This window comes from Marinobacter sp. CH_CUG1437-1, assembly GCF_037029655.1.
Taxonomy (GTDB): domain Bacteria; phylum Pseudomonadota; class Gammaproteobacteria; order Pseudomonadales; family Oleiphilaceae; genus Marinobacter; species Marinobacter salsuginis.
Genome location: NZ_JAYMEW010000009.1, coordinates 51,441 through 66,662 on the forward strand (window position 1 = coordinate 51,441; position 15,222 = coordinate 66,662).

The 15,222-nt window shown below is 56.0% G+C and carries 12 protein-coding genes; 3 read left to right on the forward strand and 9 right to left on the reverse strand.

All coding sequences use genetic code 11. The features are described from left to right. The first annotated feature begins 457 nt into the window (after positions 1–457). From WA411_RS17955 to trmB, 3 genes are all read left to right on the forward strand, one after another. Positions 458–4,213: an SIR2 family protein gene (locus WA411_RS17955; RefSeq protein ID WP_291910119.1), complete on the forward strand. Its 3,756-nt coding sequence runs from the start codon at positions 458–460 to the stop codon at positions 4,211–4,213. Positions 4,214–4,729: 516 nt separating this feature from the next. Further along, on the forward strand, positions 4,730–6,076 hold the full coding sequence (locus WA411_RS17960; RefSeq protein ID WP_418766816.1) for a YifB family Mg chelatase-like AAA ATPase: 1,347 nt from the start codon (positions 4,730–4,732) through the stop codon (positions 6,074–6,076). 71 nt (positions 6,077–6,147) lie between these two features. Next, a complete protein-coding gene (trmB, locus tag WA411_RS17965) occupies positions 6,148–6,879 on the forward strand; it encodes a tRNA (guanosine(46)-N7)-methyltransferase TrmB (protein WP_136630829.1) in 732 nt (243 codons plus the stop codon). An 18-nt stretch (positions 6,880–6,897) separates the two neighbouring features. On the opposite strand, the gene WA411_RS17970 is transcribed toward trmB, so the two are convergent. The 9 genes from WA411_RS17970 to proC all read right to left on the reverse strand — a co-directional run bounded on the left by WA411_RS17970 (position 6,898) and on the right by proC (position 15,187). Further along, positions 6,898–7,431 (reverse strand): hypothetical protein, encoded by a 534-nt coding sequence (locus tag WA411_RS17970; protein ID WP_291910117.1) that lies wholly within the window; start codon positions 7,429–7,431, stop codon positions 6,898–6,900. Then, positions 7,431–8,597, reverse strand: a complete 1,167-nt coding sequence (gene hemW / locus WA411_RS17975) for a radical SAM family heme chaperone HemW (protein ID WP_291910116.1) — start codon at positions 8,595–8,597, stop codon at positions 7,431–7,433. Before hemW ends, WA411_RS17970 begins: the two co-directional genes overlap by 1 nt. A gap of 5 nt (positions 8,598–8,602) precedes the next feature. Beyond that, entirely contained in the window at positions 8,603–9,202 is a 600-nt protein-coding gene (rdgB, locus tag WA411_RS17980) for an RdgB/HAM1 family non-canonical purine NTP pyrophosphatase (protein WP_291910114.1), read from the reverse strand. A gap of 6 nt (positions 9,203–9,208) precedes the next feature. Continuing rightward, positions 9,209–9,664, reverse strand: coding sequence for a DUF4426 domain-containing protein (locus tag WA411_RS17985; protein WP_136630826.1), 456 nt, complete (start codon positions 9,662–9,664; stop codon positions 9,209–9,211). A gap of 2 nt (positions 9,665–9,666) precedes the next feature. Beyond that, positions 9,667–10,266 (reverse strand): methionine biosynthesis protein MetW, encoded by a 600-nt coding sequence (gene metW, locus WA411_RS17990; protein ID WP_069184764.1) that lies wholly within the window; start codon positions 10,264–10,266, stop codon positions 9,667–9,669. Beyond that, the gene (gene metX / locus WA411_RS17995) at positions 10,263–11,411 is read right to left on the reverse strand and encodes a homoserine O-succinyltransferase MetX (RefSeq protein ID WP_069184765.1); all 1,149 of its coding nucleotides are present in this window, start codon (positions 11,409–11,411) and stop codon (positions 10,263–10,265) included. The genes metW and metX overlap by 4 nt, the downstream gene beginning before the upstream one ends. 127 nt (positions 11,412–11,538) lie before the next feature. Next, a complete protein-coding gene (locus WA411_RS18000; RefSeq protein WP_136630823.1) occupies positions 11,539–13,503 on the reverse strand; it encodes a dynamin family protein in 1,965 nt (654 codons plus the stop codon). A 243-nt stretch (positions 13,504–13,746) separates the two neighbouring features. Beyond that, positions 13,747–14,331, reverse strand: a complete 585-nt coding sequence (locus tag WA411_RS18005) for a YggT family protein (RefSeq protein WP_064228405.1) — start codon at positions 14,329–14,331, stop codon at positions 13,747–13,749. 22 nt (positions 14,332–14,353) lie between these two features. Then, positions 14,354–15,187 (reverse strand): pyrroline-5-carboxylate reductase, encoded by an 834-nt coding sequence (proC, locus tag WA411_RS18010; RefSeq protein ID WP_291910109.1) that lies wholly within the window; start codon positions 15,185–15,187, stop codon positions 14,354–14,356. Positions 15,188–15,222: the final 35 nt, after the last annotated feature.

Genomic DNA, 15,222 nt, shown 5'->3' on the forward strand with positions numbered 1-15,222 from the left:
ACCTTTCTAAAAAGAGTCCGAATTTCTTCTAGGGAGAGTCTTGGTCTATCTGTCTGAATATCCGCTTTGCGACCTTACCGACCAGAAAATAGCTCGTTCCGATATCTCCCAAGGGCAATTTACCGAATGGTCGCACTTTTTGGGGAACAAAACATGTGGGTCCGTTGGCTTGGGCTTGGGAGCGCGGAGCAAGGAAATGATTTTTCTTTTTGGCAAGCCCTCGCGCCCAAAGTTTGCCAAGGAAATCAAAGACACCAAGCTTGTATCATAGATGTAAGTTCATGCAGCGAAATCGCCGGGCCCCAAAAAATGAATGGTGCTCCATAGAGGCCTGAGTTTCAATTAGTGCTAGTCTCCTTCGTTGGAGACCTTGGGTTTGGAGTAGGCTCCAGTCCAACACTAGCATGAGCGTTCTTCTCGTTTTTAGGGTGGATCAAAACGACTTCAGGGAGGATGTGTGCGCTTTTTTCCAAATGGTCCGAACATTCCAGATCTGTTACTTGAGCAAAGAGATAAAGGCAGGGTCGTTTTCCTTTGCGGTGCAGGCGTATCCGTGGGAGCGGGACTGCCCAACTTTTCCGAATTGACTGGCCAAGTAATTGAGTTTTTTGATCCGGCTCAAACCAGTCCCCTGACTGAAAAGTACACGTGGGGCAATGACGGTACGTTTAAAGAGAGTGCTCCTCTCGATCAAATATTCCAACTACTCTACCAGGAGTTTGGTCGAGACGAAGTTCGAAGCATTGTTGCACGGCTCCTTGATCGTACCCCCAGTGAAGTGAGTGAAGAGCACCAAATTATTTCTCGACTGTCTGCTGATCAAGAGCGCAATCCACAAATCGTAACCACTAATTTTGATCGACTTTTCGAGCAGATCCCCGTTGGCAAGCCTTTGGAGTTTCACACGCCACCCGCTTTTCCAGATATTAATGTTGGGGTTCCAGTATCTGGGATAACTTACCTCCATGGCCGTCTTCAGCGGGAGAGCGAAGGAACGCACGACTATGTACTGAGTAGTTCCGATTTTGGGAGGGCGTACTTGTCCGAGGCGTGGGCTACCAGATTTATGCGTTCGCTGTTAGATCAATACACCGTCGTCCTTGTCGGGTATCAAGCTGAAGATCCGCCGATTAAGTATCTTTTACAAGGGCTTAATCATGATGGTTCATTTGATCGCTCACGACTTTATGCGTTCGATCGAGGATCACAGGAAGATGTTTGCGATAAGTGGTTTGATCGTGGAGTGACTGGCATCGCGTTTAACGACTTCCCGGACCTATGGCAATCGCTAGAAGCCTGGGCTGAGCGAGCGGATGACCCCAAGTTATGGCGGTCTCGAGTTGTTGATATGGCATTGCGAGGCCCGCGTGAGTTGGCTGATTACGAGCGAGGCCAGGTAGTTCATCTTGTTCGCACTGCGGCGGGAGCCCGAACCTTTGCTAAAGCTGACCCTGGGCCTCCAGCGGAGTGGCTATGTGTCTTTGACAGCCGGTACAGGGTAAGTAAATCAGGAAACACTGTAACGGCATCTGAGCACTATGGCCTTGATGACGATGAAACCGTTGTCAACGAGAACACAGAAGAAGGTTCAGGCGATGGTGGGGTTCTTGAGTGGTGTCGTGGAGATTTTGCGTCTCACAGTACTTACGACTTAGCCAGACCGTGGCCTGAACAATGGACTGAGTTGCCTCCTAGGCTCTTCAACCTCGCGAGATGGATAGCCGAACAAGCAAATAGCCCGGTTTGCCTTTGGTGGATGGTTCGACAGAATAACGTAAACCCAAGACTCATGGAGATTTTGAAGCAAAAGGTCTCCAGAGATGACGATCTCAATAGTGAAGCAAGAAGGCTTTGGGAGCTGTTTTTCCTAAGCGCTTCAGATGATAGGGGGGCGGCTTGGAGCACGCGAAGAGGATGTTTTGATCTCAAAGACAAGATTCGAAGAGATGGTTGGTCTTTGAGTTCACTGAGGCTGTTACAGGAAGTGGTCGCACCGATTCTTATCTGTGAGAAACCATTGCCAAATGACCTTCCTCCACTCCAGACCTGGGATGAAACCTCTCCCTCGGACATAGCGAGGTGGGAAGTGAAATTCCCCGAATGGCATGGGGAAAAGCTAACGATCCCAGACGAGTCACTGATAAGTACCATTGAGATTCTCGAGGGTAGTTTGCGAATGGCAGAAAATTTGTTGGAGGAGACTAAGCAGATCTTTTTTTCGAATCCGACGTGTTACCCGAATAGGGAGGTAGAAGGGGAGCTCCGCGAAGATCATGGAACGTTTTACTGGTTTCTTGAGTTATTCGATAGGTTGGTCGCCCTTTTCCCTGGAAATGCGATAGCAAGGTCGCTCCTCTGGCCCACGGAATACTCATACTATTTCAGACGACTAAAAGCCTACTCGCTCAATCAGCCCGCTTTGTTTTCAGCTCCTGAGTCATATGAAGTATTGCCAGCATTCGTTTCCTCCGGAATTTTCTGGGAGCACGACATCTGTAGAGAAGTGCTCTTTTATTTGGGTGATCGTTGGGACGATTTTACTTCAGAGCAGCGTACTGAGGTTGCTCAACTACTTTTGCAAGGGCCAGACGAGGTTAGAGGCGACGAAAATCGATATGCTTCGCGGCTGGAAAAGGATCGAGGCCTGCTCTATCTGCAGTGGTTACTCCTTCAAGGAAAAGCTCTGCCAAAGATAATACTGAAGTCTTTTAGGCGAAAGATTGCTGAGATACCTGATTGGGATGAAACGTTCGCGGAAAATCTGACGAATTACGACGGGCTCCTTGCTATCAATGTTGAGGCTGATGAAAGCACCGAGAGTCTCAGCGATCTGCCAATTAATGCTATCACCGACCGAGCTATATCGATGCAGCGCGCTGACTATTTCTCAGGTTTGGATCCACGGCCATTTGATGGGCTGGTAAAAGAAAACCCTCGAAAAGCGTTGGCTGCGTTATCGCATGCGTCTAAAAACGGAAATTACCCCAAACTACTTTGGGCTGCGTTGTTAAGGCACTGGCCGGAGGCAGCGTCTCTTCGTCTGACTGGTGTTCTAGCGGAACGTTTAGCAAGGCTGCCCGAAAATTTTGTGGTAGAAATTAAGGATCCATTTGCGCGATGGTTGGAAAAATGGTTTGGTTTTGGATTTCGAAGCAGCGAAGATCGCATGTTGAGGGTTTTCGACCACTTAATGCACGGGATTCTTGAAGCTGCTCAGAATCAAGACGATCCGGGTGTTGGTCATAACACCGACAGAATCAAAAGCCCCCATTCTCACGCGACTAATCATCCTGTTGGGATTCTCGCTCAAACACTTGTCCGCTTTGTTTCATCAAGAGAACGGCTCGAGAAAGGGGGAATACACGAGGAGTTTAGTGAGCGCCTTGAATTGCTGCTTGATGCGCCAGCGAAAAGTGGTGAGAGTGCAGCTGCGGTTTTAGCTCATAGTATTTCTCAACTCTATCTTCTTTCGCCAGCTTGGGTTTTTCAGCATCTTATGCCCCGCATGAAGTTCGAGCATCCACATTCCTCAGCTAGTTGGCATGGTTTTCTTAGCTCAGCTCACATTCCTAATAGTGATTTAATGATGCGGCTAAAGCCTACCTTTCAAGATCTATTTCCCAGAATTTACGCCTGGCATTGGGAAGATGGTGCCACCAGGATTGCCTCTCAGATGGTGGTAGCTTTGGCTATTAAGAGGAGCGGCGGAGAGGCTCTTTTGCAACCAAAAGAGGCGCGTCATTGCATACGCAATATGACAAATCAGAATCGAAAAGATGCTGTTGAACACTTGCGCCGGGTAGGTGTGGAGTCTGAGGGTGCTTGGTCTACAAGTGTCATCCCGTTTATCGAAAATGTTTGGCCCAGGGATGTTCGTTTAAAAACAGCCACCCTAACGATGGCTTGGGTTTCTCTTCTTGAGCGCACAGGAGACAGCTTCTTACTTACCCTTAGGACTTTGCGAAAGTTTCTCGTCCCTGTCGAGCGGGAAAGCCATTGGCTATATTCGTTTAGCCGCGCTGCGCGAGGAGCACCATTGACTATGAAATACCCGGAGGGGGTATTAGAGCTGCTCGCATTGCTTTTCTCTCGACACACGAGACGCGCTCCTTATGAGCTCGCACAAATACTTGATTTAATCGAGGAGGCTAGTTCGGAGTTGGCTGGTGATGGGAGGTTCCTAAGGTTGCAGGGTTTAGTTGAGAGTACCTAGGGCTTTGACGGCACTATCCACTGGCCACCACGAACAAGAGGCTGCCTCAAGCTCTGTGAGGATTTTCGCTATCCGCGTCTCCAACTAGAATCTTCGTTTCACGTTACTCTCGGCCTGCTTCTGCAAGAGCCATTTGCATCGAGCTGGCGAATTGAGTGAGGAGTAAACTGAACTTATCTTGTAAATAAGTGATGTAATCTTCTGGTGACCCCATCTTCAATCTCCTGCTGTTGGAGCTGGATTTTTCCGACTCTGGGTGTACCTGATATGGGGTCAGACTCAATCGTCAACATAGGCCCTAGGGCGTATCCTCTAGGAGCACCACTTTATATACAGGTGTGAAAAGTGTGAGGTACTGATGATGGTGGCAGCAACGATACTCTTCCTTCAGGGTTACCCAGTTTATTAATCTCCATATGTGAGTTAACGCTAGAGATTAATTTATGTTTTGGTCTCCCTTTGTCAAACCAGGGCATGACAGTGATTGGTTTTTACTGACAGATTTTGTTTGGAGTCTTGAAAACCATTAATCTTGCGCCTGCCGATCTTCCCAAGGAGGGAGGTCGGTTCGATTTGCCCATCGCTCTGGGCATTCTGGCAGCCTCGGGACAGATCCCGGTGGAGAGTCTTTCCGATTGCGAATTTCTGGGCGAATTGTCCCTTGATGGTGCATTGAGGCCGCTCAAGGGTGTATTGCCGGCTGTGCTGGCGGCCCGGCAAGATCAGCGGAGTTTGCTGGTTCCGCATGGCAATGCCGAGGAGGCGGCCCTGGCCAGCCAGGGTGACGTTCTGGCGGCCGGCCACCTGCTGGCGGTGTGCGAGCATTTGGGTGGCCGCGCCCGCCTGGTGCCAGTGCCGCGATCCTCGCTGGAACAGGCGCCGGCCACTCAGGGTGAGGTGCCGGATCTGTCGGATGTGCGTGGCCAGCGGGTACCCCGAAGGGCTCTGGAGGTCGCTGCGGCTGGCAACCACAATCTTCTGTTCTTCGGTCCACCGGGAACCGGCAAGAGTATGCTCGCCAGTCGGTTGCCCGGCATTCTTCCGGGGCTGGAGGATGCAGCGGCCATGGAAGTGGCCAGCGTCCATTCGGTGGCCGGGCTTCCGATTCGCTCCGGGGGCTGGCGGGAGCCGCCGTTCCGATCGCCTCACCACACCGCATCGGCCGTCGCTCTGGTGGGCGGTGGAAGCAGCCCGAGGCCCGGTGAAATCTCCCTCGCGCATCGGGGCGTACTGTTTCTCGACGAGTTGCCAGAATTCGAGCGTCGAGTGCTCGAGGTGTTGCGGGAACCGATGGAAACCGGCGAGATTTCGATCAGTCGCGCGGCGCGGCAGGTGAATTTTCCGGCCCGATTTCAGGTGGTGGGTGCAATGAATCCTTGTCCCTGTGGTTATAGCGGTCATCCCACCATTGAGTGTCAGTGTACGCCACAACAGGTCGCGCGGTACCGGTCGAAAATCTCCGGGCCGCTTCTGGACAGGTTCGATCTCCACGTTGAAGTGCCTGTGCAGGGTGGGGACGTACTGATGCGGCAGGGCGGCGACGGCGAAACCAGTGCCACCGTCCGGGAGCGTGTACTGGCTGCGAGGGCCCGGCAAGCAGAGCGGGGTTGCCTGAATGCCGCACTGTCCGGGCGTGATCTGCAGTCCGCATGCCGACTCGATGGCACCGGTGAACGACTGCTCACCGGTGCGATGGAAAAGCTGGGCCTCTCTGCCCGGGCGTTGCACCGCATATTGCGGGTTGCCAGAACGCTTGCGGATCTGGAGGGCTGTGAAGAGCTAGGCCAGAGCCATCTGGTTGAAGCGCTGGGTTACCGGCAACTGGACCGACAACAGGGCCGCAACTCGGTGGTATCCGCCTGAGCGACGACACTCTGGTAAACTGTTGGCAAATACCGTTAAACAGACCCGCTGCCTGCGGTTAAGGATTGCAGATGACAGACCAGAAAGAACCGCAAGATCCCAAAGATTCCGCCGATTCCCCGGTCACGACCCGTCGCGGTGTGCGTAGCTTCGTTTTGCGCCAGGGCCGCATGACGGAAGGCCAGAAAAAGGCGTTTGAACGGAGTTGGCCGAAGTACGGCCTGACCCGCGAGAACGGAATGATCGACCCTCGTGAGGTTTTTGGCCGAGACAACATGCTTAACCTGGAAATCGGTTTTGGCATGGGACGGTCCCTGGCAGAGATGGCCGAAGCGGCTCCCGAGCAGGATTTTATCGGGGTTGAAGTTCATCAGCCCGGTGTCGGCGCGCTGCTCAAAGAGATCGAGGATCGGGGCCTTGAGAATGTCCGGATATACAGTATCGATGCCAACGATGTCATTGATCTTTGCCTGCCGGACGCCTGTCTTGATCGCGTGATGGTGTTCTTCCCGGACCCCTGGCACAAGAAAAAGCATCACAAACGCCGCCTGATCCAGCACGAGTTTGTCCAGCGGGTCCGTCACAAGCTAAGGGTCGGTGGCATCCTGCACCTGGCGACCGATTGGGAGAACTACGCGGAGCACATGCTTGAGGTAATGAACGAGTCCGAAGGCTTTGCCAACACCCAGGAGTCCGGTGGTTATTCACCGCGCCCTGAGGACCGCCCTATTACCAAGTTTGAAAAGCGTGGCGAAACCCTGGGTCACGGAGTCTGGGATCTGTTGTTCTACCGGACCAACTGATGTCCGGTAAACGGGGCTTCAGTGGTGCGCCAGCGGATGGCGCCGGGATGCCCGGATAATCACCAGGCCTGCAATGCCAAGAGTCAGCGCCGTGAACTTGATCAGCGCACACAGCGTCGCAGACAGGCTCACCTCATCGGTGGGTGGGTTGAAATTGTTCAGCAACAGGATGTTTTCCGCGCCATCGCTCAGCCCGGCGGTTGCAAACAGGGCCCTTACCCAGCGGGCTCCCACGCGTTCGCGAATGCCGGGGCGATCGCGGGTAAAGTGTCGGGTGAGATGGATCAGAGCGAGCATATAGGCGGGGATGAAGAGGAAGTCCAGCCACAATGAAACCTTAGCCCAGGCAACGCCCTCACTGCCCCAGCTGCGAAAAATGGCGTGGGCCTGATCTGCGGTGCCGGCCAATTGGTAGCTCACGATGCCCTGGGGTGCTGATGCGGTCTGCAATGGCTGGTTGACTATCAGCAGGGCGAACAGCAGCACGGCAGCCACCAACAGGCTGGCTTTCAGGCTTTTCGGAAAGGCTGCCACTCCGTGTGCAGGGTCCATTACAGAAAACGCTCCAGCAGGCTGTTCAGGTATCGCTGGCCCAGGTCCGTTGCCTGCAGCCGATCGCTTACCAGCAGCTTTTCATTTCGCAGTTGGTCAAGTTTTACCCCAACTATGCTCAGCGGTAAACCCGTTCGCCCGGAAAAAAGGCTTTCATCCACTCCTTCTTTCAGCCTCAGGGCATTCATCATGAATTCCAGAGGCAGATCTTCCCTGGCGATGAGATCGGTGCCGGCAGTGCGGCTGCCGATCCGGTTCAGATAGGCGTCCGGCTGGCGTGTCTTCCAGTATCGCCGGATACTGCCGTCGGCGAGGCTTATCTTGCCATGGGCGCCGGCCCCCAGGGCCAGATAGTCCCCGAAGGTCCAGTAGTTTAGGTTATGGCGAGAGGCTTTTCCGCGAAGGCTCCAGGCCGAGACTTCGTAATCCTGGTATCCCCGTTTGTGCAGCAGCTCAGCCCCCTGGCGATAGATGTCCCACAGGTGGTCGTCGTCGGGCAGGTCCGGAGGCCGGCTGTAGAACTCGGTGTTGGGTTCCAGGGTCAACTGGTACCAGGACAGGTGGGGTGGCTCATACTGCAAAGCAGTTAGGATATCGTCCAGGGCCTGCTCCGGGGTCTGTCCCGGCAAACCATGCATCAGGTCGATGTTGAAATTGTCGAAGCCGGCCCGCCGTGCCGCGTCTATCGCCCGATGGGCGGCATCGGTGTCGTGAATGCGCCCGAGGTTTCTGAGATGGTCGGGGTTGAAGCTCTGGACTCCGATGGAGAGACGGTTTATGCCCGCTTCTCGAAACGCTTCGAAGCGGCCGGCTTCAAGAGTGCCCGGGTTGGCTTCCAGGGTGATTTCGGCATCCGCCTTGAAGGCAAGTCTTGCCCGTAGTTCCCGGAACAGGCGGTCGTAGAATTCGCCGCTCATCAGGGACGGGGTGCCACCGCCAATGAACACGGTTTCTATCGGTCGCTCGGCGGCAAAAGCCAGATCCTGGTCGAGATCTTCGAGCAGGGCCTCCAGATAGGCAGACTCGGGTATGGTCCCGGTAAAGGCATGGGAATTGAAATCGCAGTATGGGCACTTTCGCATGCACCACGGCACGTGGATATAAAGGCTCAGGGGCGGCCTGACCGCAGTTGGCTGCTGATCTTCCCCGGGGTTGGTATTGCTCAACTGTCTCAGGCCTCGGCCTTGAGCTGATCCAGCAGAATCGTCAGGGCTCGTCCGCGGTGGCTGATGCTGCTTTTCTCGGATCGGGACAGTTCGGCTGCACTGCAGCCATGCTCCGGTGCGAGGAACACCGGGTCATAACCAAAGCCGCCGCTGCCTCGGGGTGATCTGAGGATCGAGCCCGGCCAGCGGCCATGGCAGATGATGGGCGTGGGGTCATCGGCGTGACGCAGGTATACCAGTACGCAATGAAACTGGGCGTTCCTCTGGTCGTCTGGCACGTCGGCCATGGCGTCCAGCAGGGCGTTTACGTTGTCCTGATCGGTCGCATCCGCGCCGGCAAAGCGGGCGGAACGCACCCCGGGACGGCCTCCCAGGGCATCCACAGCCAGGCCGCTGTCGTCTGCCAGGGCCGGAAGGCCGGTTTCCCGAGCGGCGTGGCGGGCCTTGAGGATGGCGTTTTCAACAAAGGTAACCGCCGGCTCCTCGGTTTCGTCGACACCCAGGTCGCCCTGGGCAACCGGCGTCATGCCCAGAGGCGACAGCAGCTCCGTCAATTCGGCGATTTTCCCTTTGTTGTTGCTGGCGATGACAAGTCTGTTGGTCATATAGCATTAATCGCTGAACAGTGTGTGAGCAAACCGCACCGCCAGGTCCTGCTGGTGTCCAGTCGGACGGGCCGTGACATTGAAGGTCATCAGCTCACCGGAGGAGTACTGGTACTCGGCGATAAAGTACACAGAGTCGCCTTCCTGGATGCGGCGGAACGCCAAGAAACGAACCTGCTGGACATCATTGGTGACCTTGCCTTCCACCTGGCCACTGACCGGGGACATGGATCCGTCCTCGTTTTCCTCCATGATGGAAATATTGACGATGCCGATGCCCTTGCTGCGTTGGAGATTGTTCGCCTTGGCAACTTCAGGGGCGAGGAACGTGCTGGGCAGGACACTCCAGAGCACCGTGTACTCCCCGAAATCTTTCGAGCCAGCCTGTGCCTGCAGGCTGAACAGGCCAATCAGAGCAATTCCCAGAAGTTTACGGAATGTGGAGAAGGTTTTCGCAATCATCGCTATGTCTCCCGTGTGATTCGGTAAATGGCGATTTCACCCAACAAATTCGGCCACAGCCGCGCCAGCCAGCTGTTTTGGTGCTGGCCGTCGACCACCCTCCGGCTTTTGATTCTGATGCCTTTCTGCCGGCACAGGGCCTCAAAATCCTTGAAAGTGCACAGCCTTATGTTGGGCGTGTTGTACCATTTATACGGCAGTGCTTCGGATTCGGGCATACGTCCGCTCAAAGTCAGTCCCCAACGCAGCCGCCAGTGGGCAAAGTTCGGGAAGGTAACGATGCCTTCTTTGCCAACCCGGAGCATCTCATCCAGCACCTTGTCGGGGCGCCGCACCGCCTGGAGCGCCTGGGTCATCAGAACAACATCGAAACTGCCATCATCAAAGTTGCCCAGCCCCTGAGTGTCCAGATTCTGTTCGATGACCGCCACTCCCCGGCCCATACAGGTGGTGATGTGGTCCGGGTTGATTTCCAGGCCGAAGCCACTGGCCCCGCGCTCCCTCTGGAGGAAGTCGAGCAGGGTGCCGTCGCCGCAGCCCAGGTCCAGGACGTGATGACCCGGCTGAACCCATTGCTGGATGATTTCGAGATCCGGTCTCATGCGCCGACCTCCCGTGCAACCCGGTCCATGTAGGCGTTGAATATGTCAGTGTACCTCGGGGTCGGAATCAGGAACGCGTCATGGCCCCAGGGAGCATCCACCTCGGCGTAGCTGACCTTCCGGCGGGCGGCTATCATGGCGTTGACCATTTCCTCGGAGCGGGCGGGTGTGAAACGCCAGTCGGTGCTGAAAGACAACACCAGGTATTCACAACTGGCTGCCGACAGTGCTTTCGAAAGATCACCGCCAAACTCGTAGGCCGGGTCAAAATAATCCAGCGCCCGGGTCATCAGCAGATAGGTATTGGCGTCGAAAGACTCTGAAAACCGCTCGCCCTGGTAACGAAGGTAGCTTTCCACCTGAAATTCCGCGTCGTAACCAAACTTGTAGGCCTGGTCACGTAGCTCGCGGCCAAATTTTTCGCCCATGGAGGCATCTGACAGGTAGGTGATGTGCCCCACCATCCGGGCCAGCATCAGGCCACGCCTTGGAACAGTTTCAAAGTCGTAGTAGCGACCGTCGTGAAACTCCCGGTCGGTGGTGATGGCCTGGCGAGCCACCTCATTGAACGCAATATTCTGCGCCGTGAGTCTGGGCGTGGAGGCAATCACCACGGCGTGCCTCAGCCGGTCGGGATAATCCAGGCTCCACTGCAGGGCCTGCATGCCTCCGAGGGAGCCGCCAACAACCGCCGCCCAGCATTGAATGCCAAGCCGGTCGGCCAGCAATGCCTGGCTCTTGACCCAGTCGCCCACGGTGATGACCGGAAACTCCGGGCCGAAAGGTTTTCCGGTTTCCGGGTTGATACTGTTTGGCCCTGTGCTGCCGTGACAGCCGCCCAGGTTGTTCAGGCTGACAACAAAAAAACGGTCGGTATCGATCGGTTTGCCTGGGCCAATGCAACTGTCCCACCAGCCCGGTTTCCGGTCGTCAGCGGAATGATAGCCGGCGGCATGATGGTGGCCACTCAAGGCATGGCAGATAAGAACGGCGTTGCTGGCATCGGCATTCAGGGTGCCGTAGGTTTCCACGACCAGGTCGTAGTTTTCCAGGGTCTGACCACAGGCCAGATCGATGGGAGCGTCGAAATGATAGGTCTGCGGGGTGACAATCCCGACAGAATCCGCAGGCAGGGTATCAGGCATCGGCGCGATTGGTTCCTGGTTCGATCCGTAAGTGTCTGGAAACGCAATGGCAAAGCCATCGCCAGCCCAGCAGTTTAAAGCCGGGGCGTGATGGCTGCAACCGCCTGAATAGTTGCTATCGCGGGGCTCAGACGGCCCCGGAGATATTCACCACTTTTTGCTGGATCAGGGTAGGGGCCGGTTTGCGAATCTGGCGCTGCATGGCATCGGCCAGTTCCAGCTGTTTGCGCAGATCAGCAATGGTGTTGGTGAGGCGCTGGCGCTCGGTTCGGCTGTCCCGGTCATTGCGCACCATGTCGCGAAGGCGCCGGATCTGGTGCTCCAGCAGCTGTTTCTGCTCCATGGAGTACTGCATGATCGGCAAGAGTGCCTCTGACGGCCAGCGTTCAACGTCGTGGCGAACGCGAGCGTGCAGGGTGCGGGCTTCCCCCACCATGACGTTGAAGAAACGGCGAACCAGAACCGACTGTTCGGTCAGAAGGTTCTTCGGGCTGATACGGAAGCGTCGGGCCTTCTTGCGCAATTCACGAATGGCGATGACGTGGCGCCCTGCGCGGAGCGGGATGGGCTCGAGATGACGGGCCCGGTTGTCCTCGTTGTAGCGACGGTAAATGGCGCCAACCATCTTCTCGGCCAGGTGCCCTTCGCTCAACAGGTTTGTCAGGTCGCTTTCAAGCAATTCGAAGAACTGGTCCATGGCGCGGTTCATGCCGGCGGTGGTCCAGCTTTTCGACATACTGGTGCGGACACGTTCAGCATGTTCTTCGAAACGGTCTTCGCTGACCAGTTTCTTCAGCAAGTCACCCTGGGAGTCCATCAGGCGCCGGCTGGAGCGCAGTGTAATCAGCTTCTTGTAATAAAAGTCGTAGTCTTTCTGGGCGCGCTCTGCCAGCCGGCCCAGCGCTGCCTTGTCCATGGTAACGCCTGCGCACGCCTGGAGTTCTTCCTCCAGGGATTCCAGCCGGTACTGCATCGCTGCCTGGCTGTTCTGGAGCATGCCCAGGAGGTCGTTGATCAGGCTCTGGGTGATCAACTGTTCCTTGTGCATCAGGATGCGCTGGATAATCAGTTGCTCAAGCTGGCCGATATTGGATCGGTCAAACAGGTCGCTGTCTTTCCTGACCCTGGCCACCAGACCCTGTTTGGCGGAAACGGGGATAACATCATGCTGCCGCATGCCGAGGTGATCGGCGGTGTAGCCACGCACCCGCTCGATTGCCTCGTTGGTGTGGCGTTCACCCTGCAGGTCGTCCCAGAGCACATCGATCTTGTTCAGGACGGCAAAACGACCGGCGCGGTGATCGGCGTGTTGAGTGTCGATATGCTCCTTCCAGATGGTCATATCGCTGGCGGTCACACCGGTGTCGGCGCTGAGCACAAAGATGACGGCATGGGCCCGGGGCAGCATGCTGATGGTCAGTTCCGGCTCTGAACCCAGGGCATTCAGGCCCGGAGTGTCGAGGATGCGCAAACCGCGTTCGAACAGAGGGTGACGGATACTGATCTGGGCATTACGCCAGGCCGGCACGAGGACGTTGCCGGGGTTGTTGCGGTCGTGCTCCAGCATATCCTCGTCGAAGCCCAGTTTCCGGGCTTCATCCGGTGATACGCTTTTCACCCGGGCAACTTCGGCCAGCACTTCCCGCATGATTTCCGGGTCGCGCTCATCAAGCTCATGCTTTACCCACCGTTCCGGCTGTTTGCGCAGTTGCTGCAGGGACAGGTCTCCGTTTCGGGTTTCAATGGGCAGCAGGAGCAGGTAGTTCTCGTTGGCGCTGCGATCAAAAAACAGCTCGGTGGGGCACATGGTCGTACGCCCTGCCTGCGAAGGCAGCATGCGCTGGCCATATTCCGAGAAGAACAGGGCGTTGATCAGCTCGGTTTTCCCGCGGGAGTACTCGCCGACAAAGGCAATGGTAAGCTCATCCTCAATCAGCAGTTCCAGTCCATGGCGGATGCGGGTGCTGACATCGTCGGAAAACAGATTGTTATCCTGCAGCCACAACCGGTATCGGCCGATCTGTCGGATCAGCTCTTTTTTCCAGTTGTGATAAGCCTCTACCTGCTGCGACAGAGTTCCCTGTTGGTTCATCGGATTTTCCTTCTGCGCGACTTCCGGGTATCCCGGTTCAAACGGGGTGCTCACGGGTGACGGATTAATTACCGTTAATACTATCCTGTTCTATCTATGTTTGCGGCAGAGCGGCACGGAGAGGATTGGAGGCAGTTGGAGGGTTTTGAGATAAAGGACTGCAAAATCAATGGCTTGACGTTGCAGTCCGGAGATTATGGATTTCGTGGCTAAGTGTTACAAAGTGTATATTTGAGACGGGGTTTACATACCCAGCCCGATAGAGCCAAGGCCTGCGGCCATTTTCATATGCTCAATCACCACCGAAATTACGTTCAGAATCAGGAACACAATAATGGGTGACAGGTCCAGACCGCCCATGGAGGGCATGATATTGCGCACTGGGCGCATCACCGGTTCCGTGATCTGGGCGACCAGCTGAATCGCCGGGTGGCCGCTGCCGGGAGCTATCCAGCTGACGACCACCACCGCAATCACTGACCAGAAGTAGATCTTTACGATCAGGTCAAGAACGTTCAGCACGGCCCATACGAGCAGAGTGATCGGATTCACGGCGGGGATGCCGCCATTCAGGGCAACCAGTATCAGGAAGAAAGTGATGCCCTGGATGATGACCGCAAGCACTAGCGAAGCGCCATCCACACCGCCCCAGCCGGGAATGAAGCGGCGCAGCGGACGCAGCGGCGGATTGGTGGCCTTGACCACGAATTGTGAGATCGGGTTATAGAAGTCTGCCCGGGCCAGTTGCAGCAGGAACCGGAGCAGCACAATGGTCATGTAGAAGGTGGATGCGATCAGCAGGATGGTAATCAGAATGTCTGCCAGCATGAAGCCGTGTCTCCGTTATCGGTTACTGTTTGCCTGCCAGTTCTTTGGCCATTTCTTCCGAGCGTTTGAACGCCGCTTTGTAGGCTTTGGATACCAGCTCGCGCATCCCACCTTCCTCAAAGGTATTGATGGCCTGCTCGGTCGTTCCGCCAGGAGACATCACGTTGCGCTTGAGCTGGCCCGGGTCGTGCTCGCTTCTCGCGGCCATTTCGGCGGCTCCTGCCATGGTCTGGATGGCCAGTTCTCGCGCGGTTCCGGCAGCAATGCCTGCTTCGGTGGCAGTCTCTTCAAGCGCCTCGAGCATCAGGAAAAAATAGGCCGGGCCGCTGCCGGAGAGGGCGGTAACGGCATGTAGCAGGTTTTCGTCCTCAACCCAGAGGGCCGAGCCGATGCTTTCAAATACCGATTCCACCATCTTCTTCTGCTTGTCTTTCACCTCCTTGTTGGCGAACAGGCCCGCGGCCCCCTTGCCGACGAGGGATGGTGTGTTGGGCATCACCCGAACCATGGGTAAGCCGCCTCCGAGCCAGCCATCCAAAGTGTCGGCTGTCAGACCGGCCGCAATGGAGACCATGAGAGGGCGGGTATTCTGAACCACCGGCGCGATGTCTCGACAGACATCTGCCATTACCTGTGGTTTCACCGCCAGGACTACCATGTCGGCCTGCTGGGCGCAGTAGCGGTTGTCTGTCGTTACGCTCACGCCGAAGCGCTTGCGGATTGTTTGAAGGTGCGCGTCATCCGGCGCGCTCACCCAGATATTGCCGGCCTGATAGCCGTTATCCAGCATACCGCCAATGATGGCGCTGGCCATGTTGCCGGCACCAATAAAAGAAATGGTTGGTGATGTGCTCAAGGTTAACTCCCCGGTTGATCGTTTTAACGTCCGGC